The following is a 24,159-nucleotide window of genomic DNA, read 5'->3' as shown; positions in this document are numbered from 1 at the left end:
AATTGCGGTCATTTACCGTGAATGATGGCTGCTGCGTCGCAGTATGCCATCTAAAAGGATATTCTGGGTTGCTTGCAGAATTCCTGCCGCAATTCCTTGATTTTTTTAAAATAGATGTGAAAAGTTATAGGTGTTCACCCGGGATATCGCCATCTTCGCCCGCTTTCGACTTCGCTTCCTGCCACAGTGCCTCCATCTCTTCCAAGGTGCTGTCCTTCACAGACCGGTTCCGGGCAGCCAGCTGCTCCTCTATGTAATGGAAGCGCTGAATGAACTTCCGGTTCGTGCGAGAGAGCGCCTCCTCCGGATCTGCCCCGATAAACCGCGCCGCGTTGCATACGGCAAACAGCAGGTCCCCAAGCTCCAGTGCCTGGGCTTCGGCTGCCTCGCCTTCCGCCACTGCGGCCCTCAGCTCGGCAAGCTCCTCCTCGATCTTGAGAAAGACGCCGTGGATGTCCTCCCAATCGAATCCGACCTTCGCCGCTTTCTTCTGCAGCTTGTAGGCCTTCATCAAGGCCGGCAGATCGCGCGGTATGCCGGCCAGCGCCGAGGCTTCCTGCGGATTCTGTCCCTTGCGACGCTTCTCCTCCTGCTTCATCTGCTCCCAGTTCTGAAGCGCGCTCTCGGCATCATTGGCGCTGCGGTCGCCAAAGACATGCGGATGGCGGAAGATCAGCTTGTCATTCAGGCTCTGGATGACATCGTACACCGTGAAGGTGCCGAGCTCTTCCTCCATCTGGGCATGGAGCATGATTTGAAGCAGCAGATCGCCAAGCTCTTCCTCCATATGCTCGGGATCGTCCTCGTCAATCGTCTCCAGCACCTCGTACGTTTCCTCGATCAGATTCTTGCGGATCGACTCATGGGTCTGCTCGCGGTCCCACGGGCATCCTTCCGGACTGCGGAGAATGCCCACGATCTCGTGCAGTCTTGCGAAGGAACGCTGTCTGAGCCCGGCATCGTCGCTGCGAGGCACATAGACAAGCGACAGGTTCCCGTAGCCGTCGATGCGGTCCAGATCATACAGCGGAACCTGCTGGATGCACTCCTCGCCTTCCACGCCGAGGGCATGGCCAACAATGACCGGATAATCATCGGGATAAATCTCCATCAGCGCCAGCTTGACCTCAGAGGCCGTGAACATATCGTACACCTGGCCGATCAAGGTGTGCAGCTGGGGTTGTACCATATGGCTGTTCAGCTCGGCAGCGTCGAGCAGCTGAAAGCCTTCAATCGGATCGAAGCCAAGGCGGACAAAGGCTTCGTCCAGGAAGCTTTCGCCGCCGAGGACGGTCAGCGCCACCTGCTCCTTCGGGCACCGTTCGCGCAGGAGCCGCACCGTCGCTTCCGCTACCATCGGATGGCCGGGAACGGCATAGACGACCTCCGACCCTGCTTCCCCTGCCTTCGCCAGATTGATCAGCTGAGAGGCAATAGACTCATACACTTCCGGAAATGTATCATGCGTCTCATAGACATGATCAAACGACTCCAGCTTCACCTGAAGTTCCTCCAGCGCAGCCATCACCGGGTGGGATAATGTCCGCACATATACCCGGGAAGCGCGCTGCATCGTTTTCAAGATACCTAAGGTTAGACGGTCGGGATTCCCCGAGCCGAGGCCAACCACCGTAATTGCTGCGCTCATATGATACTTCCTTTCGCTATTCGTTCGCGGGATTGACGTTGATATCGTACACTACTATAGCACAGAAGATCAAACATCTCACGTCTGGCCCGCACCGGCTCGCGTCTGTCCATACTTAGCGGACGCCATAGCGGGCCAGAGCGCGTCCGGCTCCGCAGCAGCCGCAGCCGCTGCATGCATTGGTGGGCGCGGCATTGGGCATGCCAGGCGCGGGTGCGCGAGGCGGCATTCATCGCCGCTGCCCTGGCATGCGCGCGGCCAGCATGGCGGCGGGTCAGACGGCCGCACGCGCCGATAAGGGCGGCTGGGCCGTCAAGCCGCCCAGAGGGCCGCCGGGCGCGCGAATGCGCCGGCGGCCTCTGCCTTGCCCAAGCTGCCCAAGGCTACCGCAGCACGCGCATGGCCCGCAGCCGCGCGGCCAGCGGCTTGCCCACCTTGGGCAGCATCCGAAGCTCCTCCGCTGTGAGGAGCTTCGTCCAGGCGGCGCCGAGCACAAAGGCGCCGCCCCCGGCCGCCACGCCGCACAGGCTGGCGGCGGCCGCAGCCGCGCGGCCCGGGGCGAAGCCGGCCGCGCCAAGCAAGCCGCCTGCCGCGCTGCTCGCGGCCCAGGCGGCCAGCGCCACGGCCGCGAATACGAGCGCGGGCCGGGCGAGCAGTTGGCCGGCGGCTGGGCGGACGCCGGCGCGGCGCATCAGCAGCGCGATGTTCAGCGCTGCTGCAGTGAGATAGGCGCATACGCCGGCGGCGGCCGCGCCTGTAATGCCAAGCTGCGGCACGAGCAGCAGGTTCAGCGCAAGCTTGATCCCCGCCGCAGCGAGCAGATGCACGGCTGGGGCGCGCACGATGCCGACCCCTTGCAGCAGCGCCGCCGAGATGATGCTCATCGTGCCGCCAACCGCAGTAAAGGCGACCCAGCGCAGCGTCCCGGTCCCGGCGGCATCCTCATACAGCATGATGTTGATCGGTTCGGCCAGCACCGCCAGCCCTACCGATGCGGTCATCCCGAGCAGCCAGAACCAGCGCAGCGCCATGCGGGTCTGCCCTTCCAGGGCGTGAACGTCCCGCTTGTGCTTCGCCTCCGCCAGCGCAGGAATAAACAGCACCGACAATGAAGTCGCGAGCATCGTCACGAGCTGGACCAAAGGCAGGCCCCGGTTGTACAATCCAAATTCCGTCATCGCCCCTCGCCCTGTCAGTCCGGAATCACTGAGCAGACGAGGCACGGTGAATGTATCGACCAGCCCGATGAGCGGAACGGCAAGGAGGCTCAGACAGACCGGAATCGCATAGGCAATCAGACGGCGAAGAAGAACACCGGTCCCCTCCTTACTATCATCGGCACTTCCTCGAAATTCATTCACCTCCAGCTGCGCTCCGCCGCTATGCGCGCCGGGCCGAACGCCCTCCCTCCTGCGCAATCCGGCCTGCTTGCGCCAGTACCAGCCCATGACGAGCAGACCTGCGGCCCCGCCAGCCGCTGAGCCGAGCAGCGCGCCCGCGGCGATCCTGTCCGGGGATGCTCCCTGCCGGATCAGGATGAGCAACAGCACGATCATGACGGATACGCGAACGCTTTGCTCCACAATTTGCGAGACGGCCGTCGGAACCATGTTATGAAGACCTTGAAAGTATCCCCGCAGCACGGCCATCCAGGGCACAAAAGCGAGCGCAAGCGCCGCGCCGCGAATGGAAGGCACAACCTGACTCGTTCCAATCCAGTGCCCGAGGAGCGGTGCGCCGATATACATCAAGGCACCGAGCACCATACCGAACGACACCAGCAGCAGGGATGAGAGGCGAACGATCCGGAGGCTGTCCTGCCATCTTCCTTCGCTCTCATATTCGGCGACAAACTTCGATATGGCCGCCGGAAATCCGGCCGCTGCTATCGTAATCACCATCGTATATAGCGGGTTTACCGTATTATAAATGCCAAAGGCCTCGTCTCCGCCCAAATTTTGAAGGGGGATTTTCTGCAGCGTGCCAATCAGCTTTGAGCCAATCGCAGCCGCACTAAGCACAAAGGCTCCCTGAAGGAGCCTGGCTCCTGTCTGATTCGGTTTCATCATCTCTCCGCCTTTATATCCCCAGCCTCCATATGAAGGCCTTGCCTAAGGCCGATGGAGGATTGTTTAACAGCTACAACAAATCCATTATACCGGGACGCGCCAGCAGGCACAAAAACCGGATGCTTCGCCAGAACATAAAAAGCTCCCGGCTGCCCAAGAGCGACGCTCTTGTTCAGCGGGAGCTGTAGACCATTTCGTACTAGGGATAACAGGCCAGCTTATTGTTCCATTTGCTTGCCAAGGAATCCGGCCGCGGTTTCCGCCATTTTGATTTCCATTTCACCCATCGTGACAGACTCATCCTTATTCAGCAGCACCACGCTGCCGATCGGATCTCCTCCCGCGATGATTGGCGCCGCGACAAACGAAGACAGCGTCTCTGGATGATCCTTACCAATCTCGTATGTGCCGCTGTTCGCTTCCAGGACCGTTTTGCGATTCTCCATGCAATTCTCCAGCAGATTGCCGATCGGCTTGTCCAAATATTCTTTCTTCGATCCCCCCGCAACCGCAATGAATGAGTCGCGGTCGGAAATGATCGTAATGTGGCCTGTGCCTTCATACAGAGATTCGGCATATTCTTTCGCGAAATCTCCGAGCTCACCGATCGGGGAATATTTCTTCAGGATTACTTCCCCGTCCCGGTCAACAAAAATCTCGAGCGGATCTCCTTCGCGAATCCGTAAAGTACGTCGAATTTCCTTAGGAATGACCACGCGACCGAGGTCATCGATGCGGCGGACGATACCAGTAGCTTTCATGTCACTTGTTGCCCCACTTTCTTAAGAAGATTTTTCAACTACTGTCCAGTCGGGAAGAGGATGTCCCCAGGTATATAAGTTAATGTCTGACCATAGTATTCATCCGTTCCCAATTCCTTATACATCATCTGTGCAGACATTGCCTGAAATGGGCATCGACTGAAGCGATGCGCTGAACGTTACGAAGTCGAAAATCCATCATCCTGTGTGTAAATTCATGCTGTTCGTTGGTTCCAAGCCACAGCTTTACTCGCCGTTGTTGCTGTCAGTTGTATCTTCCGGAGTTCCTTCCGCCGGCTGGCCTTGATCACCCTGGCCTTCCGGTCCTTCCGTTCCTTGGTTTCCGCCCTGTTCGCCACTGTTCTCACTCTTCGGGAGATCCATGCTTTCGATGATGTCATTCAGCTCGTTCTGCATGAATTCATCGATTTTACCTGCGGCGAGTTCATTGCGAATGTCCTCTTTATCTTCATCCGGCATCGTGTCATACGTTATCTCCTGACGGGCTTCCACCTTCATGACATGGTATCCGTAGGAGGTCTCAACCGGATCGCTGATCGTGTTCAGTTCCAGGCTCAGCGCCTTCTCCTTGAATTCTGGGACCCAGTCTCCGGCACGCCGGTTCTCATACAGGCCTCCCGTTTCCTTCGAACCCGGGTCTTCGGAGTATTCCTTGGCAATCGCAGCAAAGTCTTCTCCCGCCTCCAGCTTGGACTTCACTTCGTTCGCCAGCTTGAGGGCATCCTGCGGCGTCCGCTCATTGCCTTCGGCATCCGTGAACTGGATCAACACGTGGCGTACGGTGACCCGGGTGAAATCCGTCGGGTTGTCTTCGAAATATTCCTTGATCTCATCGTCGCTAACCTGGTTCTTCTCATACTCCGACACGGTCATGATCCGATGCATATAATTTCTCAGATCTTCTTCGGTCAGGTTGCTCTGCTCCAGATAGGACTGAAATTGACTTTCGCCGCCCATCCCGGTTTTGTACTGGGCGATCTGGTCATCCACCTGCTTCTGCGCAGCTTCCTTGGCGGCATCATCCGCCTTGGCAAAGAGATATTCGTAGGTCACGCTCTGGCGTGCCAGGTACTCCTTGAACTCATCCATCTCCAGGAACTGAGCATATGCCGGCGACATAAGCGCGATGATCCGCTGCTCCAGCTCGAACTCCTTCTCCGTAATTTCTCCACCTGTATATTTGACAACCACTTTGCTGTTGTCCACTTCGGGCTCCGTATTGTTCTCTTTCCCGCACGCTGTAAATATCGACAAGGTCAGTACGGCTGTCATCGAGACGACAATCGTTCTCCATGCCTTGTTATTTCTTGATGGCATTCTGTAGTTCTCCCTTCAAATGAAATGGCTCCTTGGCGGCTTCTAGGAACTGCTCCAGCAATTCGAGCAGCTGCTGATCGGATAATCCCTTGCCTTTAATTCGGATCACCATGGATGGCCCTTGTTCAAATTGTACACGTCTTTCGAACATATTTCCAATTCGCGCAAGTTCTGTTGCATTTACAGCCCTATCCTGTCCTTCGTAAAACTGCAACACAACATCGTCGCCGCGCTGTACAATCGAATCGATGCCATACCATCTGCCGTACACCTTCAGCCTGGAAACGGCGAGAAGGTTCTTGACCGCCTGCGGAGGTTCTCCGAAGCGGTCCAGCAGTTCATCCTCCAGCTCCGCCGACTCATCGATTGTCGAGACGACAGCCACTTTTTTATAAATTTCGATTTTTTGCATGCTGTCGTAAATATAGTCCGAAGGCAGATACGCATCGATGCCAAGGTCAATGGAGGTGTTCCAATCCTGGGTCGGCGCTGCCGGCTCGCCCAGCATGCTCACTTTGCGCTTCTGGATCTCCTCGGCCAGCATCTGCGAGTACAGATCGAAGCCTACCGAGGCGATAAATCCGTGCTGCTCGGCCCCAAGCAGATTGCCTGCCCCCCGAATGGCCAGGTCGCGCATCGCGATTTTAAAGCCCGAACCCAGCTCGGTAAATTCCTTGATCGACTGCAGACGCTTCTCCGCCACCTCTGTCAGCACCTTGTCCCGCTGGTACGTGAAGTAGGCATAGGCAATCCGGTTGGATCGGCCCACACGCCCGCGCAGCTGGTACAGCTGGGATAAGCCCATCTTGTCAGCATCGTGCACGATCAGGGTGTTCACATTCGGAATGTCGACCCCGGTTTCAATAATGCTGGTGCTGACCAGCACATCATATTCTCCGTCCAAAAAGTCGAGAATCGTCTTCTCCAGCTCGGTTTCCGTCATTTGGCCATGGCCGACGCCGACCTTCGCTTCAGGCACCAGCATGGAGATCTGGGCCGCCATTTCCTGAATGCCCTGAACGCGGTTATACAGGTAGTACACCTGTCCGCCTCGGGCCAGCTCACGCTCAATCGCTTCGCGGACCAGCGTCTGGCTGTGCTCCACGACATACGTCTGCACCGGGAAGCGGTTCTCCGGCGGTGTCTCAATGACCGACAGGTCCCGCACCCCGAGCATGGACATATGCAGCGTACGCGGAATCGGCGTAGCCGTCAGCGTCAATACGTCCACATTCGTTTTCAATTTCTTGAGCTTTTCCTTGTGCGTCACGCCGAACCGCTGCTCTTCGTCGACGATGAGCAGGCCCAGGTCCTTGAACACGATGTCCTGCGACAGCAGGCGATGCGTGCCGATGAGAATGTCCACTCCGCCCAGCTTCACCTGCTTGATCGTTTCATTCTGCTCCTTGCGGCTTCGGAAACGGCTCAACACCTGAATGTTAATCGGGTAGTTAGCAAAGCGCTCACGGAAGGTTTCGTAATGCTGCTGTGCAAGAATCGTTGTCGGCACCAGAACGGCCACCTGTTTGCCTTCAATGGCTGCCTTGAATGCTGCCCGGACGGCCACCTCGGTTTTACCGTAGCCCACATCGCCGCAGAGCAGGCGGTCCATCGGCCGGTTCTGCTCCATATCCTTCTTGATTTCGGAGATCGCCCGAAGCTGATCCGGCGTCTCGTCATAAGGGAACAGATCCTCGAACTCCTGCTGCTCCGGCGTATCTTTCTCAAAGCCATAGCCCGGAGCGGCCTGGCGCTCGGCATACAGCTTGATCAGATCGTCGGCAATATCCTGCACCGAGGAGCGGACCTTGTTCTTCACCCGGTTCCATTCGTTGCCGCCGAGCTTGTAAATCTTCGGCTCCTTGTCCTCGGACCCGACATACTTCTGAATCAGATCAATCTGTTCGATCGGTACGGACAGCTTGTCGCCGCCGGCATACAGGATATGCATGTAGTCCTTGTGAATGCCGTTAATTTCAAGCGTTCCGATCCCCATATATTTCCCGATCCCGTGGTTTTGATGCACCACATAATCGCCGACCTTCAGCTCGGTATAGCTTTTGATCCGCTGGGCGTTGTCCATATTTTGGGTCGTTTTGCGTGTCTTGCGCTGCTTGGAGGTGAACATCTCGCTTTCGGTGATGATGGCGATATGAACCGAAGGCATTTCGTAGCCGTTTTGCAGATGGCCCTCCAGAATCGTCGGCTCCTCAATGCCATAGTCGTCAAGCACCCGCCGAATCCGGTCCATGCGCTCGGCATCGCCGGCGAGCATGAACACCTGTACGCCGGATTTCTTCCAGCGCTCCATCTCGGCTTTCAGCACGTTCATCTGGCCATGGAAATCCTGCATGCCGCGCGTAATGAAGTTGACGATGTTTTTCGGCTGCATCTTGGGAACCTGCCGCAGGAAGATCGAGATGAGCAGCGCCTGATAACGATGCTCATAGATCAGCTCCTCGCTGTCGAGCGACAGCGGCAGGTTCGGCAGCGTTTTGCCGTTTTGCATCAAATGCAAATTCCACTCCGCCTCATCCCGCTCCAGCTGCTTCGACGTTTCAAGCAGACGTGCCGGCTCATCCATAATGAGCAGGGTATCGTCCGGCATGTAATCATACAGATGGGTCTTTTCCGGATACAGCAAAGAAATATATTTATAAATTTCAGGGAAATACATGCGTTCTTTCAGCATCTCCAGCTCACGGTGGATCTCCTCGCGAAGACGCAGCTTCGCCTGACGATCCGTCATCGCCTCCAGCTGGGCTTCCAGCAGCCGCTGCACCTTGTCCGCTGCCTGCCTCATCCGCTCTTCGGTCGCAATGATCTCCTTGCACGGGGTAATGACAACCTCGCGGACCTTGTCAATCGACCGCTGATCGGACGGGTCAAAGGTGCGGATGGAATCAATATCTTCGTCAAAAAGCTCAATCCGGTAAGCAAGCTCCGACGTCATCGGGTAGAAGTCCACAATGCCGCCGCGCACACTCATCTCGCCGCGGCTTTCCACCCGCTCGACACGCTCGTAGCCCATCTCGATCATCTTGTTCAGGAATTGCTCCAGCACAAGAGTCCCTCCGTCCTGAAGGGTGATTCGGGCTTCGGCCATCGCTTCAGGCGTCGGCAGAAGGCGACGAACGCCCGAGAAAGGCGCAACGACAATGCCCCGGAAGCCTCTGGCGCAGCGGGTAAGCACATCGATCCGCTGCGCCAAAGTCTCGGGGCTGGATACCGCCGATTCCGCAGCGACCAGTTCATTGGCCGGATAGAGCAGAACCTGATCCGGTGAAAGCGCATCCTGAAGATCATCTGCAATTTTCTGAGCGGAGAACATGTTGTGGGTCACGACCAGCAGCGGACGCTGCTGCTCCTGATACAGAGCCGCCATTAAGATTTGCCTGGACGAACCGGAAAGACCGGAGATCAATTGCTCCTTCATGCCGGCACGAAGGCCGGCAGAAATCGATTGGAAATCCGAATCTTTCGAGAATACATCAATAAGTGCTTGTAACAAAAGGGGCACCTCTCTTATGCACAAGAAATAAAAAACTTAAAATCTACTGCAATTCCATAATAGATCCAATATATAACCGAAAAGAGCCTTGAGCATAAAACTGCCAAGGCTGAGGCGGCATGACGAACAGCCGCCGGTGTGTCTTCGAGGATAGCAACTCAAGATCCGGGGCTTCCTTCCGGTTACTGAAGCGGATTGGTAAGCAGGCTGAGCTCGGGATTAGCCTCCAGCGCCTCTCTGCAGTGATCACAGGTCACCCGCACCGTAACCTCCCCGTTAAAATCATACGCTATTATATCCCTGCGCTCCTCGGGGGTCAAGGAATCAAAGCCTAATCGGGCTTCTGTCACCTCGTGGGAATCAATTCTGCCCTGAAACGTCCGGCAATGTCTGCAAATATAGTTTATCGCCATCATATGCCTCCTGAAGATCGTATATACCTTCAGTATGCCCGGTTCAGCCGCGTTTCAGACGAACAATTGGTGAACACTACCCGATGTTTCCAGATTCCTCTACGCCGTCTATGACTTGTTGAACTTGGCCATCGTCTGCTCAAACGTATGGTCAAGACTGTATTCCAGTGCATCACAGGTATGCTCAATCATCTGCTTCAGCGGTTCCTGCTCCTTCTTCGGAAACGCACCAAGCACGTAATCCACGATGGCATAGCCCGGCTCTGGCCGCGATATGCCCATCCGGACCCGGTTAAAGGTTTGGGTTCCGGTATGCTGGATGATGGATTTAATGCCGTTGTGGCCGCCTGCACTTCCCTGATAGCGAAGCCGGATTTTCCCGACTTCGGTATCCAGGTCATCATAGACCACGATCAGATCGTCCAGGGAAACCTTGTAATAGTCCATATACGCGCGGACCGCTTCCCCTGATAAATTCATAAACGTCATCGGTTTGATTAAAACCGTTTTCGTACCAAGGATCATTCCTTCCGCAATAACCGACTTGCATTTGCTCATCGTGAATTTCATACCATGCCGCTCGGCAAGCACGTCCAGTGCCATAAAACCGACGTTGTGGCGCGTCTTCTCATAAGCAGGGCCAGGGTTGCCCAGCCCGACAATCCATTTCATCTCGTCCAAGTTCCTTTCATCATTTTTGCTTTCTTCTTTGCCTTTTTCTGAGTACAATATGATCATACTCTAATCACGGATATAACAGGCCATACCGAAGCATAAATTCGAATACGCCCCATGAAGAAGGTGAATCGGCATTGAAAGAGTTTGATCAGCGTTTAACGCACCACAGCCATTTTCAATACCATATGAAGCATGCCATTCCCGTCCAAGTCTACGAGCGGGACTGTCACGTTGATGTGGGCTTGATTACAGCCGTGGACCCCAACTTCGTTGAAATCGAGGGAACGCTGTACAATCGACAAACATTCGTATTTGTATCAAGACCCGGCTACTAGTCCGACGGCCTCTGGGCTGCTTTGTTGTGAAAGCGTTTTCCCATCGGGAGTCCAGCCGAACCAGCGGCTCACTGATCCTGGTGTCACTCATAGCCGACAAGGGCTACATTTCCACCGGACGGTGGAGATGTAACCCTGCAGGCACGGTTTATTATTCTATTTCAAACAACTTACTGATTGATAATTCCTCATGTACCCGGATGATCGCTTCGCCCATCAGCGGTGCAACAGACAGCACGGTCAGCTTGCTGCTCGGGTTCGGATTCGTGATCGGAATCGTATCGGTGACAACCACTTCCTTGATCGGCGAGTTCTCCAGCCGCTCATGCGCCGGCCCGGAGAGCACCGGATGCGTACAGCACGCGTACACCTCTTTAACGCCGCCTTCCATCAGCGCATTCGCGCCCAGCACAATGGTACCGGCCGTGTCGATAATATCGTCGATCAGAATCGCCGTCTTGCCTTCGATATGACCGATGATGTTCATCACTTCGCTGACATTTGGTTCCGGACGGCGCTTGTCGATAATCGCAAGCGGCGCATTCAGGAAATCAGCCAGCTTTCTCGCACGGACAACGCCGCCATGGTCTGGCGATACGATAACCGGATTCTCAATCTGCTTGGAACGGAAATACTGGGCAAGAATCGGCACGCCTAGCAGATGATCGACCGGAATGTCGAAGAAGCCCTGGATCTGCATCGCATGCAGGTCCATCGTAATGACGCGATGCGCGCCGGCCTTCTCGATCAGATTCGCAACCAGCTTCGCGGTGATCGGATCTCTGGAGCGGGCTTTCCGGTCCTGACGGGCATAGCCGTAGTACGGGATGACAACGTTGATGCTTTTTGCCGAAGCCCGCTTCAGCGCGTCCACCATAACCAGCAGCTCCATCAGGTTATCGTTAACCGGATAGCAGGTCGACTGCACAATGTAGACATGGCAGCCGCGCACGCTCTCGGAAAGCTTCACTTGAATCTCCCCGTCGCTAAAGCTGGTCGTGTGGGATTCCCCCATCGGAATACCGATGTAATCTGCAATCTGATGGGCAAGTTTAGGATTGGAATTACAGGTGAATATTTTTAATTTAGAATCAAGATAAGTCATAGAATAAATAACCCTCCGTGCTGGTTCGTTGAATTAGGCTGTCCGATCACCGCTTGTTCAATTACCGGGAACCGGCGTTACGATTTTTTCTTGTTCTTTTTGGCGAGTGCTCTTGCCCGGATCTTCTCGGCGTATCCCGGCTTGTTCTCCTGTCGTTGTCTGGCAATTGCCAGATCGTTCTCCCCAACGGATTGGGTGATGGTCGAGCCGGCGACAACAAATGCGCCCTTGCCGACAGTGACCGGAGCGACAAGATTGACGTTGCTGCCGATGAAGGCATCGTCCTCGATCTCGGTAATGGACTTATTATAACCATCATAGTTGACCGTTATCGCGCCGCAGCCGATATTTACATTCTTGCCGACTTTGGCATCGCCCACATAGCTGAGATGAGACACCTTGGAGCCGTTGTCGATCGTAGCATTCTTCACCTCAACAAAATCCCCAACCTTCACATCCTCGCCCAGCTTGGCTCCTGGCCGCAGGTATGCGAATGGGCCGACAGACGTCCGGGAGCCGACTTCAGCCCCGCTCAATACGGAATGCTTGACGGACACGCCGTCTGCAATGACGGAATCCTCGATGTCCGAGTTCGGACCGATGGTGCAGTCCTGACCGATGACCGTATGTCCTTTCAGCACCGTGCCCGGATATAGAACGGTATCCGATCCAATCTGTACATCAGCCCCAATGTAAGTGGAATCCGGGTCGATGATGGTGACGCCACTCAGCATATGCTGCTTGGCAATCCGCTTCCGCATAAAGCCTTCCGCCTCCGATAGGGCAAGGCGGTCGTTAACGCCGATGGATTCTGCATAATCGCTGGTCTGGTAAGCAAGCACCGTTTCACCGGCATTCTTCAATATGCTGATCACATCGGTCAGGTAGTACTCCTGCTGCGCATTCTGATTGGTGACTTGTTCCAGTGCAGCAAACAGTTTTTTATTATCAAAACAATAGGTACCGGTATTAATCTCCTGCACCGCATCTTCTTCCGGACTGCAGTCCTTCTGTTCTACGATGCGCAGCACACTGCCCTCACTGCTACGAATCACGCGTCCGTAACCTTGCGGTTGGTCCAGATGTGCCGTAAGAATGGTAGCCGCTGACTGCTGCTCCTCATGAAGCGCCAACAGCTTATCTAAGGTCTCTGCTGTAACAAGAGGGGTGTCTCCGCAAATGACAATCGTGGAGCCGTCCACCCCGCCAAGAAGATCCTTGGCCTGTTTCACGGCGTGGCCTGTCCCGAGCTGTTCCTCCTGAAGGACATATTCCGCCGCGTCTCCAAGGTATGCGCGAACCGCGTCGGCACCATGTCCTACCACCACAACACTGCGCTCGCAGCGCGCCTGGCGGACCGTATCAAGCACATGTCCTACCATCGGCTTGCCGCAAACCGGGTGCAGCACTTTATACAGTTTCGATTTCATTCGTTTGCCCTGCCCAGCAGCGAGCACAATAGCATATCTTTTCAAGGGCCATGCCTCCTCCTCTTGAACTCAATACTGAATATATATCATTCTACAAAAAAAGAAAAGAGAGCCACGAGTATGGCTCTCTTTTCCTTGAACCCCAATTTTGAATCTTAAGCGCCTTCTTCAATCACTTCTTCTTCCGTGGCAGCGCGTTCATACTCGGCCAATACAGCCGATTGAATCTTCTCGCGAGTGCCGGAAGAAATAGGATGGGCAATGTCGCGAAACTCTCCATCTGGAGTGCGCTTGCTCGGCATGGCAACGAACATTCCGTTGTTACCGTCGATAACGCGAATGTCGTGAACGACAAATTCATTATCGATGGTAATGGATGCGATTGCTTTCATTCTCCCCTCAGAGTTGACGCGGCGGAGTCTGACATCCGTAATTTGCATGTGTGTTCACCACCTTTTTCCATCAGAGACTTGGGTAGTATAATTCCACACAGCAAACCCGAAATCCTTCTTTTTTCTAGTATAAAATGTCCTAAAAACAGGAATTTTTTTTAGAAAGTGATGTTTTCGACAGACTTCGTGCTGATTCGAATGAAAACGCTAACGTGCTCGACATAAATCGCCGCTTATTGTTCGAAGTAATTTCCAGGGGTTACCTTAATCATCTTGGTTTTGGAGTCGACATCCGACAATCTGGCCAGAGAAATATAGTCCTCCAGCAATCGTTCCTCGGACTCCACCGCTCCAGACTCCACCAGAACGCCTACACCTGCTACTTCAGCATTAAATTCGCCGAGCAGGTCGACCATGCCCTGAATCGTGCCGCCGGCCTTCATGAAGTCATCCACGATAAGCACCCGGGACTGTTCCTTCAGGGCTCGCCGGGACAAAGACATCGTATGGATGCTCTTGTGGGATCCGGAGACATAGTTGATGCTCACCGCTGAGCCTTCCGTCACCTGATGGTCCCTGCGAACCAGCACGACCGGCAGGTTGAGCTGTGCCGCAGTGGCATAGGCAAGCGGTATCCCTTTGGTTTCCACTGTCATGACCACATCGATATCTCTGTCGGCAAAAGCCGTGGCAATAATCTTGCCCGCCTCGTTCATAAGCGATGGCTGGCCCAGCAAATCCGACATATACAGGTAACCGCCCGGCAAGATCCGATCGGGCTGCTCCAGCTGATGGCACAGCTTCTCTGCAAACGCATAGGCATGCTCCTTGTGCAGCTTCGGAATATATTGCACTCCGCCTGCCGCTCCAGCCAGCGTCTGAAGCTCGCCGATGCCCTCGTTCTCGAATACATCCTTGATAATGGCCAGGTCCTCGCTGATCGACGACTTGGCAGCTCCGTAGCGCTCGGCGAAGGTCGTCAGGGGAATCAAAGTATGCGGTTTGGTTAATAAATATTGGGTCATATCGACCAATCGTTCACTTCGTTTTAGTTTTTTCACATGGGTTCCTCGCTAAATCCGAATATTATACTGTAAATATAACACTTTTGTACGTATTTTTACAATATGGATTGCAATTCCACCCGTTATCGTCCTTGTCTCTTTAGCTGCATGAGCTCACGGTTCAGGTGAGCAGGCGAACTGCGTACACTTCTTTGCAAAATCCGCGAAGCCCGTTATAGATGCGGGCCACCTTCGATTCCTTCGCCACCAGCCCGAATACGGTCGGACCGCTGCCGGACATTAGCGCCCCGTCGGCGCCCAGCTTCAGCATCCCCTCTTTCAGCTGCTGAACCTCCGGATGCATCTTCAGCGTCACTTCCTCGAGCACATTGCCGAGCGACGCGCACATGTCGCGGAAGCTCCCCTGCTCCAGCGCCGCGATCATCGCCTGCGCCGATGGATGATGCTGCACATTGTCAGCACGCAGTTTGCCGTACACCTCGGCCGTCGATACGTTAATCGGCGGCTTCGCCACAATGACCCAGCACTGCGGCGGGCTCGGGATCGGTGTCAGCTTCTCCCCGCGCCCTGTCGCAAGCGCCGTACCTCCCTGGACGCAGAAAGGCACATCCGAGCCGAGCTCAGCGCCTAGCGTGAGCAGCTCCTCCTCGGGGATATGAAGCCCCCACAGGCGATTCAGGCCGCGCAGCGTGGCTGCAGCGTCGCTGCTTCCTCCGGCGAGACCGGCTGCAACCGGTATTTTTTTGTCCAGGTGGATATGTACTCCCTTACGAACGTCGTAACGCTCCTTAATCAGCCTGGCTGCCTGAAAGGCCAGATTCTTCTCGTCCAGCGGAATATATCCCGCCTGACTCGTAATGATAATCGTATCGCGGGGCTGTTCCGACATCTCCAGGCGGTCGGCAAGGTCGATCATGGTCATGACCATCTCAACCTCATGGAAGCCGTCTGGCCGCTTGTGGAGCACATCCAGCATCAAATTGATTTTTGCCGGCGCTTTTTCGTATATTTTCACGACGTTCACCTATCCTTAGCTTTTCCCTTATGCATGAGCTTCCTATTCGCGAGAATAATCTCTAGTGCTTCTATCTTAACAAACTCGTGTCGCGAAGTCATGAATTCCCTGACAAACGAATGCCGGAATTTGCATGATGTCAAAATGACAGGCATCGCCTTGGCGGACATCCGGATGGATAAAAGAAAGACAGGACCCTCTAAAAGGCCCTGTCTCTCCATGATGGCTGACGATTAATCCGATTTGCGGGCTGCCTGTTCAGCAAGCTGGATGGCCCGTTTCACCATGTTGCCGGCATCCTTGGCCTTGATGCCTCCCCAGCCTTCCTTCTGAACCGTATCGTAAAACCCGAGCTCTTTAGCCAATTCATTCTTCAATTGATCTGACATGATGCGTCTTCGTCTGCCCATCGTGCCGCCTCCTTAAAATGATCATGATGGCCTAAAGTCAGCTTCTGAGTCACGCGTCTTCCGGCTCACTGCCGCTGCAATGGCCCCGTCACCGATCAGATCAGGTGTGAAGATCGCGCTTTTATATTATGCTCGCCGCACTCCGCCCTCATGCGGCAGGCAGCTGTATGGCAACAAAAAGCAGCCCCGCAAAGAGAGCTGCTTCCTTTAAAACATGAAGTTTAGGACTTGATATAGGTGATTCGCATCTGGCTGTCATCGCCAGTCACCATAATTTCTACAGTTTCCGTGAGAATATCAGCGTAGCTGTAGGATACGCGTTTAAAGGTTTGCTGGTCCTGGTCCAGCTTTACAATGAAAACAGAAGGGTACGTTTCTTCCAAAACACCAGTGCGCTCTACGGTCTTACGGCGACCACCATTAGCCCGAAGGGTAATTTTTTGCCCTAAATGGGCATCGAGACTGCGTTTGATTTCCAACAGCGCGTTTTTAGCCATTGTCGACGACCACCTCTTTCCTTGTCCATTATATATGATACCGGGGGCAAATGTCAAATCAAAAATATTTAATTATATCAGCATCAAAAATGTATTGTCAATGAATTTTTTTCGAAAGAGGAACCGCGACTTCCATTTTGATTAATATGCACCATTCTTGCTTCAATTATGTATCCTCATCGGCCCATGCCAAAAAAGCGCGGGCTGCAAGGAAATCAAATTCCTCGCAGCCCGCGCTTCAGGATCGCTCCTAGGTTCCAGGGCTGTATGAGAGCCATTCCTGGCCCCCTTGTGCAATTAATTGACCGTTGGCGTCACCTTCAAGGTGGACAGGTCCTGAAGGCGCGGCAGACCGATGCGGTAGCTGCCTCGCGTCTCAATACCTCCGAGCCCCTGGCTGCCGCTAATGGTATGGTGAATAATATCGGTTATGTTCACCGTGTCCCTGACGGACGTGTAAGCGGCCTTTGCAGCCACGTATACCGGGTCCAGCGCATGGATCAGAATGCGGCCTGGAGAGCTTGCAAAGTTGGCGCCCGCCTGAAGCAGCGCCTCAAAATGAGACTGGCATGCCCCTGCCACAATGATCAGGGAGTCCATATTGCGTTCATATTGACGCGCGACCTGAATCGCCGAAGCGAAGTTTTGCGAATTTTTGTAACTGTCGAGACTGTACAGATTGTACGGTTGTCTGCGCTTGAGCACACCGTCATGGCCTGTGATGACGACAATGTCGGGCCTTACCCGCGGCAGCATATGGTACAGCACATCCGCCATGGCCGATTCATTGACGTAATGCCCTTCCGCCGGTACCCGAAGCTGATTGTACAGTGCCAGGCTTTTTTTCAAATATTGGGGGTCTCCATCCAGATGAAGAACCTTTCCAGGCACGTCAAAATAACCTTTATCCACGTTCTGGCCCCATTCATTCCGAAGGCTGGCCAGCTGACGCTCACTCTGTTCCTGCTTATGCTTCTCCAGGCGGCTTAATGACTCGCTGGCCTTAATCCGTGCCTGCTTTGTTCGTTCGCTTACAGCGGGATACGGCGCCTTGACCAGATCATCAGCCGGCGAATCAGCCAGCAGCCTGAATTCTGTCCCTTTAATGATGATGTTCTCCCGCCGTACATCCTCCACCCGGAACGTGATATCGCCGCCGTAGGATTTACGAACGACCAAATCTCCCAAGTTCATCAACATCACCCCTACCCTATGGTATGGGCATAAGCGGTGATTGGTTCATGCCGGATTCAAATTAACTGCGTTAACGGATGCCAGCCTCGTACAGAACGCGGCTAAGCCGCGCGTACTCCTCAATGCTGAGTGTCTCCCCGCGCCGGGACGGCTCGATCTCTGCTTCAGCCAGAAGCTGCTCCAGCCGCTCTCGCCCTTTCTCCGGGAAGAAGCGGCTCTTCAGATTGTTCGCAATCGTCTTGCGCCGTTGGGCGAATGAAGCCTGTACCACTTCGAAAAAGAACCCTTCATCCGGCACCGATACCGGCGGCTCCTCGCGGACTTCAAGCCGAATCACCGCTGACTCCACATTCGGCTGTGGAATGAATACGGTATGCGGAACCGTACAGACGAGCTTCGGCACGCTGTAATACTGAACCGCGATGCTCAGGCTCCCGTAATCCTTGCTTCCCGGAGAGGCAGCCATTCGCTCTGCGACCTCCTTCTGGATCATGATGACGATATTCTCCAGCGGGAGCTTCTCCTCCAGCAGCTTCATCAGAATCGGGGTAGTCACATAATACGGCAGATTGGCCACCACACTGACCTTGGCCTTGTCCGCAAAATCCGTACGAAACAGTTCGTGCAGATCCACCTTGAGCACATCGCCGTGATGGACACGAACGTTGCCGTACGGCTCCAGCACTTCCTTCAGGATCGGAATGAGACGCTGGTCGATTTCGACCGCGGTGACCGCGCCAGCGGTTTGCGCCAGCTTCTCTGTCAGCGCCCCGATCCCCGGTCCGATCTCCAGCGCCCCTTTCGTTTCATCGAGCTCGGCAGCCTCCACGATCTTGTGCAGAATGTTCTGGTCGATCAGAAAGTTCTGCCCGAGGCTCTTCTTGAAGGAAAAGCCGTGGCGCTGAATGATCTCCTTCGTTCGCCTTGGTGTTGAAATATCTTCGATTCGCGTCATGATGACTCCAAGCCTCCTTCATCCAGCTTCGCCAGCGCAGCTGCAAATTCCTCACGTGTAATCTGGAACATTCCGAGCCGCTTGTAAAACTGCTTGCTATTGCAATAGCCGATCCCCAGCAGATTGCCCATCTGCATGCGCCGCTGGGCTGCATCCGGATGAACCGTTAACCCGGCGTCAATCAGGTCGTCCATACTGATCTGGCTCTCTCTGCCTTCAAATGACGTATGCACACGTTCAAGCGCCCTTCTAATAGCCTCCGGCGATGCGTTCTCCACCCCGATGTCCCCTTTGCGGGTCGCATCTTCCTCCGGGATGAAGGCATGCTTGCAGCCAGGCACATGCCGATCTATAATCTTCCGGATTCTCTCGCCTGCATGATCGGGGTCAGTCAGAATAATGACGCCTCTCCGCTCCTTGGCAAGCGCGATCCGGCGCAGCGTATGCTGGTTAATGGCCGAGCCGCCGGTTTCAATCGTGTCGGCTTCAACCGCCCGCTTGATCGCAACCGTATCATCCCGGCCTTCCACCACGATAACTTCCTTGATCATACGATACAATCTTCCTTCCTCTTTCGCATCCGCCAGATGGCGTTCCGGCACATCGTTCATTCCAGCCGGTGCCAAGCTGTCCAAATCACAAAATAAAAGAAGAGGATGATCATCCTCTTCTTATCGTCAATGTATATTATAAGCTACATAGTATAGCATTATCATGGCAAAGTAAATTGGAATTATGGCTGGTCCAGGTTAATTGACATTCGGTTTTACCGGGCCGATGACATAGACGGTACGCCCGTTTTTGCGCCCGAAATTAATGGCTGCATTCAGCGAATCATAATAGACGTCGATTTTGTTGCCTTTGATCGCGCCGCCAGTATCTTCAGCGCGGCGGAAGCCCAGTCCTTCGATGTATACCCACCAGCCGATCGGAATGACGTTAGGGTCAACTGCAATCGTACGGCCCTCGGTCACTCGGGTTCCCGAAGCGGTACGTGTCCCGATGCCCGGCTGTTCCGAGGAATAGGCGGTCATGGATACATTGTTCAACACCTTGGTATATTTAAAATCAACACCGGCTTTGGAGACGACATTATTGTTATTCTCCGCTGCCTTGGCTTCTGGCGCCTTCTTCGCGGTGGCCAGCTTCGCAGATGTAGCCTTAACATTCACAGCAGCCGTCTGAACGGTCTGCTCCTCGACGATCTCCGGCTCCGGAGCCTTCTTGGTGCCGACTGCAATAATCTTATCCTTCGTTCTCCGTTCTACCTCTTGACCGATCTTCGTCTTGGAAACGAGCTTTCCGTCATGGTATACCTTCTCGTAATGATGAATCAGCACCCCGTTCTCGCCGCGTTGAATGACGCGGTTATCGCCTTTGACCAGAGAAGGGTCCGCCGTCTTGATCACGCGGAAGGTGCGGCTTTCCGGCTCCTGAACGGTTTGTTTCGTGACGCGGATGACACGGATATCCATGTTACCGGACAAATTCGTGTCTTCGGATGGCACAACTTTATCATCTACCCCGACCGTGATGCGAGCTTCCTTGAGCACATCAGCGACCGTATTCTGGGTGGTGAACAGCGTTTGAGTTTTGCTGTCAACTGTAATTTGGATTGGAACCGCACGCTCGATAATGATCCGGTCGCCGTCCTGAATCGCTCCATTCAGGGGCATCGACACCTGATCCTGCGGGTTCAACGTAATCGCCTGCTCATCCAGCACTTCTTGAAGCAGGGAACCACGCGTTTCGACTTTGGTCACTCGACCATCAACCACAAGATGAACTTCCTTACCCGTCTGATCATGAACAACCAGCGACACGAGCAATGAGACGGTGATGGCACCCATGGTGCCAAGCAACACCAATTGACGCAAATTTTCATGCTTCCATCGTAATGCGTAAGACATGCTGGATGATTGTGATTCATGGGTCTTCTCAGATTGAAAAACGCCCACTATTCCATCCTCCTTCATAGTCCCGCCGTCTGACAACGCATGAAATGCATTTGACGTGACTATAGCAAATTTTCCCACAGAGCGAACTGCTACTAAACGCCCTGCGTCAATCCCCGTCTTCCCGTCCATGCTTCGTCACCTCCTGTTTACCAACAGTATGACGATCACCTCTCCAATATTCAAAAACAAAAGAAGCCCTTGAAAGAGTACTAGAGGCTCTAACGTGGCTTCCTGATGACAATAATCATGGAAAAGGTGTGCACGAGAATTCCCCTCTTACTTCGCTTACGGAGTTAGCTGTCGGGTTTGGACGTAAGAGTGACGCCCTATGTCGGGAGCTTCGCTCATGGCGAAGTCCGTTCAATTCACCCCAAAGACTCGAATTACTGAAATCAAATACGGCCCGGCATCCCGCGGATGCATAAAGCTGTATCGGTTCCCCCGTTCCCCAAAAAGCAGGGATTAAGCGAGACGGTTCATGAAATGGTCCGCTGCAGATTCGAAATCTTGGCAGCTTCTTATCACTGAAAAGATGATATCCTGTTTACATGCAGGTTGTAAAGCAACAATCAACCACATTTTTCGAAGTAAATGGTTAAAATATTGTAATATCAACCTCTTTTGTATTAAAAAATCTTTAATTAATCGCAAATACTCTCTTTTTCACCGCTTTTGCTCCGGATTTTGTTTAATGGAAAATCGTTCCATAGCATTTCTCGTGGTAATCTCAGCCAGTTCTTCCACGGTAATTCCTTTCAATTCGGCAGCAGCCTCGGCCACCATCTTAACATATCCGCTCTCATTTCGCTTCCCCCGGAACGGATGCGGTGTCAAATACGGCGAATCCGTCTCGATCAATAAACGATCCATCGGAACCTGAACAAGAACCTCCTTCGGCTGCTTGGCATTCTTGAACGTAATCGGCCCGCCAAAGGAAATATGAAAGCCCATATGGAGGCACAGCTTTGCCGTTTCCCAGCTCCCTGAGAAGGAATGCATCACGCCGCCTACCTCGGACGCCTTCTCCTCCCGCAAAATCTTCACAATATCCTCATGCGCATCCCGGTTATGAATGACAATCGGCATGCCGAGTTCACGCGCAAGGCCAATCTGCCGGCGAAGCACGCGGTGCTGAACCTCCTTCGGGGAGGTGTCCCAGTGATAGTCCAGGCCGATCTCTCCGATCGCAACCACCTTCTCGTGAGCACAGAGCGAGGCGATCCAGTCCAGATCCTCGTCCTTCATCGTAATCGCGTCTACAGGATGCCAGCCAACGGCCGCATAAATAAAGTCATAGGACTCCGCCAGCTTCATCGTTGTCGGAATGGTCTCCCGGTTAAAACCGATATTGATCATTCTTGATACGCCCGCTTCAAGCGCCCGGGCAATGACGGCCTCCCGGTCCTCGTCGAATTGATGCGCATCCAGATGGGTATGTGTGTCGAACAGCATCGCGTCATTTCCACTCCTTTGGGTTGCTTTTTGTCGCAAACTTGCTTTGCCTGCCCCCGATCTGTTTAAAAGTATAAGGGGGAACGCCGAGATTTCTAGCGCAGCCAGAATCTATCTTACAAGCTTTGTCTGAAAATATCTGTGATATGTTTAGGCATGCGGTCAAGCGCATCCTTCACTTTTTCCGCCGGGAAATACAGATGATAACGCCCTTGGTGAATCCCGCTTATAGAGCGCACAATCTCCGATACCTCCGAGATTTCCCGCAATTGATCATGACGATCAAGCAGCAGGATCTGCTTCTCGCTCGAAGGCATGCCCGAATGAAACCTATCATAAGGAAGATCGGTCGGAAAATCAATGGCAAGGTCATATTCCGGATGAAGGCCTGCTTGCCGGAATGCCTCGCGAATATCGTCGATGAAAGACTCGTCCATCATGTCAAATTCCACGTATTTATACAGTTTCCGGTGCATGAATCGACCGCATAATTCGCTAAGCTGCTTGTCCTCCTCGGCGGTCCATTGCAGAAATGCCGTTTGGATCAACGCTTCATCCAATTGCAAATACTGGCGGACGGATAGCGAACCTTCAAAGAGGGACGGCAGCGGCTCGATCATGAACTTAAATCGGTATCCCTGGCTATGCAGCTCCTTCGCTCTGCGGAAGATCTGTCGCAAAATAATTTCGGAGCTTCGCGTCACCGGATGGAAGTATACCTGCCAGTACATCTGATACCGGGACATCAGGTAATCCTCTACAGCGTGCATCCCTGATTCCTTGACGACGATGCGATCACGAAACGGACGCAGCAGCCGCAAAATCCGGTCAATATCAATCGTGCCATAATTAACCCCGGTATAATACGCATCGCGGAGCAAATAATCCATACGATCCGCATCCAGCGGGCTTGTCACGAGATTCATTACGATCGGCTTGTCATACGTCTTGCGAATGACGGAGGCTACCTTCTCTGGAAAGTCATCGCCAGCCTCCCGCAACACCTCGTTCACACAAGTATCTCCGAGCACAATTCTGCATGTCCAATCTTCGTGATCCATATCAAACGCTTCTTCCACCGAGTGGGAAAAGGGACCGTGACCTAGATCATGGAGAAGAGCCGCGCATAATGCTACCATACGCTCGTCCATCGGCCAATCCGTATACCCTCTGCGCTCGAACTGCGAAATAATTTTCCGTGTAATTTCATATACCCCAAGCGAATGCGAAAATCGGCTATGCTCTGCCCCGTGAAAGGTCAGATACGACGTCCCGAGCTGACGCACCCGGCGCAGCCGCTGAAACTCCGGCGTATTGATGAGACGCCAGATCATATCATCCTGGACATGAATATAATTGTGAACCGGGTCTTTAAATACTTTTTCTTCCGATATTGGAGACAGCATCCTTCCTCAACTCCTTCTCATTTATCGTTCATTTTGGCCGATAAGCACTTTTTTTGACACTTAATGTCGAATAGTGTCGAAATAAGTAAAATCACGCCTTCCAAATCGACATCCAGGAAATCAGGCGCTTTTCAGGTCCTGTAATAGTAACTTTGTCGTAAGTACAAGGGTTCAGTACACTATATTTTCGTAAACAGGTTCCGATTTTTCAAAAATATAGGTTGACTGTTTTGGGAATCGTTGGTACTATAAATAACATAAAAGATAGAACTATGTCGAATTATGACTTTTTTAAATTATGGCGAGAGGGGCTATTATAAGTTATGATGAAATCAACAGGAATTGTAAGAAAAGTCGATGAGCTGGGACGGGTTGTTATTCCGATTGAATTGCGCCGCACACTCGGAATCGGCGAGAAGGACGCTCTTGAAATTTATGTAGACGGTGAGCGGATCATGCTCAAGAAATACGAGCCTGCTTGCATCTTCTGCGGAAATGCTGAGAACGTGACTTATTTCAAAGGAAAAATTGTATGTCACGAATGTATTTCTGAGATCCCTACACCTG

At 53.5% G+C, this 24,159-nt stretch carries 22 protein-coding genes and 1 riboswitch; of the genes, 2 read left to right on the top strand and 20 right to left on the bottom strand.

Annotated elements, in window-relative coordinates; genetic code table 11:
* Positions 1 to 124: 124 nt before the first annotated feature.
* From yabN to pth, 7 genes are all read right to left on the bottom strand, one after another.
* The gene (gene yabN / locus CHH67_RS22915) at positions 125 to 1,648 is read right to left on the bottom strand and encodes a bifunctional methyltransferase/pyrophosphohydrolase YabN (protein WP_095267687.1); all 1,524 of its coding nucleotides are present in this window, start codon (positions 1,646 to 1,648) and stop codon (positions 125 to 127) included.
* Positions 1,649 to 2,031: 383 nt separating this feature from the next.
* Positions 2,032 to 3,714, bottom strand: a complete 1,683-nt coding sequence (locus CHH67_RS22910; protein WP_095267718.1) for a putative polysaccharide biosynthesis protein — start codon at positions 3,712 to 3,714, stop codon at positions 2,032 to 2,034.
* A gap of 221 nt (positions 3,715 to 3,935) precedes the next feature.
* Complete coding sequence (gene spoVT, locus CHH67_RS22905; protein ID WP_095267686.1) at positions 3,936 to 4,478, bottom strand: stage V sporulation protein T; 543 nt, start codon at positions 4,476 to 4,478, stop codon at positions 3,936 to 3,938.
* A gap of 246 nt (positions 4,479 to 4,724) precedes the next feature.
* Entirely contained in the window at positions 4,725 to 5,816 is a 1,092-nt protein-coding gene (locus tag CHH67_RS22900; RefSeq protein WP_095267685.1) for a peptidylprolyl isomerase, read from the bottom strand.
* Complete coding sequence (gene mfd / locus CHH67_RS22895; protein ID WP_095267684.1) at positions 5,800 to 9,327, bottom strand: transcription-repair coupling factor; 3,528 nt, start codon at positions 9,325 to 9,327, stop codon at positions 5,800 to 5,802. Before mfd ends, CHH67_RS22900 begins: the two co-directional genes overlap by 17 nt.
* Positions 9,328 to 9,509: 182 nt before the next feature.
* Entirely contained in the window at positions 9,510 to 9,740 is a 231-nt protein-coding gene (gene fin, locus CHH67_RS22890) for an anti-sigma-F factor Fin (protein WP_095267683.1), read from the bottom strand.
* Between the two features lie 108 nt (positions 9,741 to 9,848).
* A complete protein-coding gene (gene pth, locus CHH67_RS22885; RefSeq protein WP_095267717.1) occupies positions 9,849 to 10,412 on the bottom strand; it encodes an aminoacyl-tRNA hydrolase in 564 nt (187 codons plus the stop codon).
* A gap of 140 nt (positions 10,413 to 10,552) precedes the next feature.
* On the opposite strand from pth, the gene CHH67_RS22880 reads away from it, so the two are divergent.
* The gene (locus CHH67_RS22880) at positions 10,553 to 10,753 is read left to right on the top strand and encodes a hypothetical protein (RefSeq protein ID WP_095267682.1); all 201 of its coding nucleotides are present in this window, start codon (positions 10,553 to 10,555) and stop codon (positions 10,751 to 10,753) included.
* 151 nt (positions 10,754 to 10,904) lie between these two features.
* On the opposite strand, the gene CHH67_RS22875 is transcribed toward CHH67_RS22880, so the two are convergent.
* From CHH67_RS22875 to CHH67_RS22810, 13 genes are all read right to left on the bottom strand, one after another.
* Positions 10,905 to 11,858 carry a ribose-phosphate diphosphokinase gene (locus tag CHH67_RS22875; protein ID WP_095267681.1) on the bottom strand — a complete coding sequence of 318 codons (954 nt, stop codon included), beginning with the start codon at positions 11,856 to 11,858 and terminating at the stop codon, positions 10,905 to 10,907.
* Positions 11,859 to 11,935: 77 nt separating this feature from the next.
* Complete coding sequence (gene glmU, locus CHH67_RS22870) at positions 11,936 to 13,333, bottom strand: bifunctional UDP-N-acetylglucosamine diphosphorylase/glucosamine-1-phosphate N-acetyltransferase GlmU (protein WP_095267680.1); 1,398 nt, start codon at positions 13,331 to 13,333, stop codon at positions 11,936 to 11,938.
* 110 nt (positions 13,334 to 13,443) lie between these two features.
* The gene (spoVG, locus tag CHH67_RS22865; RefSeq protein WP_006207419.1) at positions 13,444 to 13,728 is read right to left on the bottom strand and encodes a septation regulator SpoVG; all 285 of its coding nucleotides are present in this window, start codon (positions 13,726 to 13,728) and stop codon (positions 13,444 to 13,446) included.
* 185 nt (positions 13,729 to 13,913) lie between these two features.
* On the bottom strand, positions 13,914 to 14,741 hold the full coding sequence (purR, locus tag CHH67_RS22860) for a pur operon repressor (RefSeq protein WP_095267679.1): 828 nt from the start codon (positions 14,739 to 14,741) through the stop codon (positions 13,914 to 13,916).
* A gap of 124 nt (positions 14,742 to 14,865) precedes the next feature.
* Positions 14,866 to 15,720 carry a 4-(cytidine 5'-diphospho)-2-C-methyl-D-erythritol kinase gene (gene ispE, locus CHH67_RS22855; protein ID WP_095267716.1) on the bottom strand — a complete coding sequence of 285 codons (855 nt, stop codon included), beginning with the start codon at positions 15,718 to 15,720 and terminating at the stop codon, positions 14,866 to 14,868.
* Between the two features lie 233 nt (positions 15,721 to 15,953).
* A complete protein-coding gene (locus CHH67_RS22845) occupies positions 15,954 to 16,130 on the bottom strand; it encodes a small, acid-soluble spore protein, alpha/beta type (RefSeq protein WP_095267677.1) in 177 nt (58 codons plus the stop codon).
* 221 nt (positions 16,131 to 16,351) lie between these two features.
* On the bottom strand, positions 16,352 to 16,627 hold the full coding sequence (gene veg, locus CHH67_RS22840; RefSeq protein WP_095267676.1) for a biofilm formation stimulator Veg: 276 nt from the start codon (positions 16,625 to 16,627) through the stop codon (positions 16,352 to 16,354).
* Between the two features lie 297 nt (positions 16,628 to 16,924).
* Positions 16,925 to 17,821, bottom strand: a complete 897-nt coding sequence (gene yabG / locus CHH67_RS22835) for a sporulation peptidase YabG (protein ID WP_095267675.1) — start codon at positions 17,819 to 17,821, stop codon at positions 16,925 to 16,927.
* Positions 17,822 to 17,891: 70 nt separating this feature from the next.
* Positions 17,892 to 18,776 (bottom strand): 16S rRNA (adenine(1518)-N(6)/adenine(1519)-N(6))-dimethyltransferase RsmA, encoded by an 885-nt coding sequence (gene rsmA, locus CHH67_RS22830; protein WP_095267674.1) that lies wholly within the window; start codon positions 18,774 to 18,776, stop codon positions 17,892 to 17,894.
* Positions 18,773 to 19,327, bottom strand: coding sequence for a ribonuclease M5 (gene rnmV / locus CHH67_RS22825; protein WP_095267715.1), 555 nt, complete (start codon positions 19,325 to 19,327; stop codon positions 18,773 to 18,775). The genes rsmA and rnmV overlap by 4 nt, the downstream gene beginning before the upstream one ends.
* A gap of 198 nt (positions 19,328 to 19,525) precedes the next feature.
* Complete coding sequence (locus CHH67_RS22820; RefSeq protein WP_095267673.1) at positions 19,526 to 20,734, bottom strand: resuscitation-promoting factor; 1,209 nt, start codon at positions 20,732 to 20,734, stop codon at positions 19,526 to 19,528.
* Positions 20,735 to 21,000: 266 nt separating this feature from the next.
* A riboswitch (cyclic di-AMP (ydaO/yuaA leader) is annotated at positions 21,001 to 21,213 on the bottom strand.
* 184 nt (positions 21,214 to 21,397) lie between these two features.
* Entirely contained in the window at positions 21,398 to 22,186 is a 789-nt protein-coding gene (locus CHH67_RS22815; protein WP_095267672.1) for a TatD family hydrolase, read from the bottom strand.
* Between the two features lie 116 nt (positions 22,187 to 22,302).
* A complete protein-coding gene (locus CHH67_RS22810; protein ID WP_095267671.1) occupies positions 22,303 to 23,592 on the bottom strand; it encodes an HD domain-containing protein in 1,290 nt (429 codons plus the stop codon).
* Between the two features lie 323 nt (positions 23,593 to 23,915).
* On the opposite strand from CHH67_RS22810, the gene CHH67_RS26930 reads away from it, so the two are divergent.
* On the top strand, positions 23,916 to 24,159 hold a 244-nt coding region (locus CHH67_RS26930), incomplete at its 3' end, for an AbrB/MazE/SpoVT family DNA-binding domain-containing protein (RefSeq protein WP_095267670.1).

This window comes from Paenibacillus campinasensis (assembly GCF_002272015.1).
In the GTDB taxonomy this organism is placed as follows: Bacteria; Bacillota; Bacilli; order Paenibacillales; family Paenibacillaceae; genus Paenibacillus_AQ; species Paenibacillus_AQ campinasensis.
The sequence above is the reverse complement of the archived record's forward strand: the minus strand, read 5'-3'. Positions and strand labels throughout refer to the sequence as shown.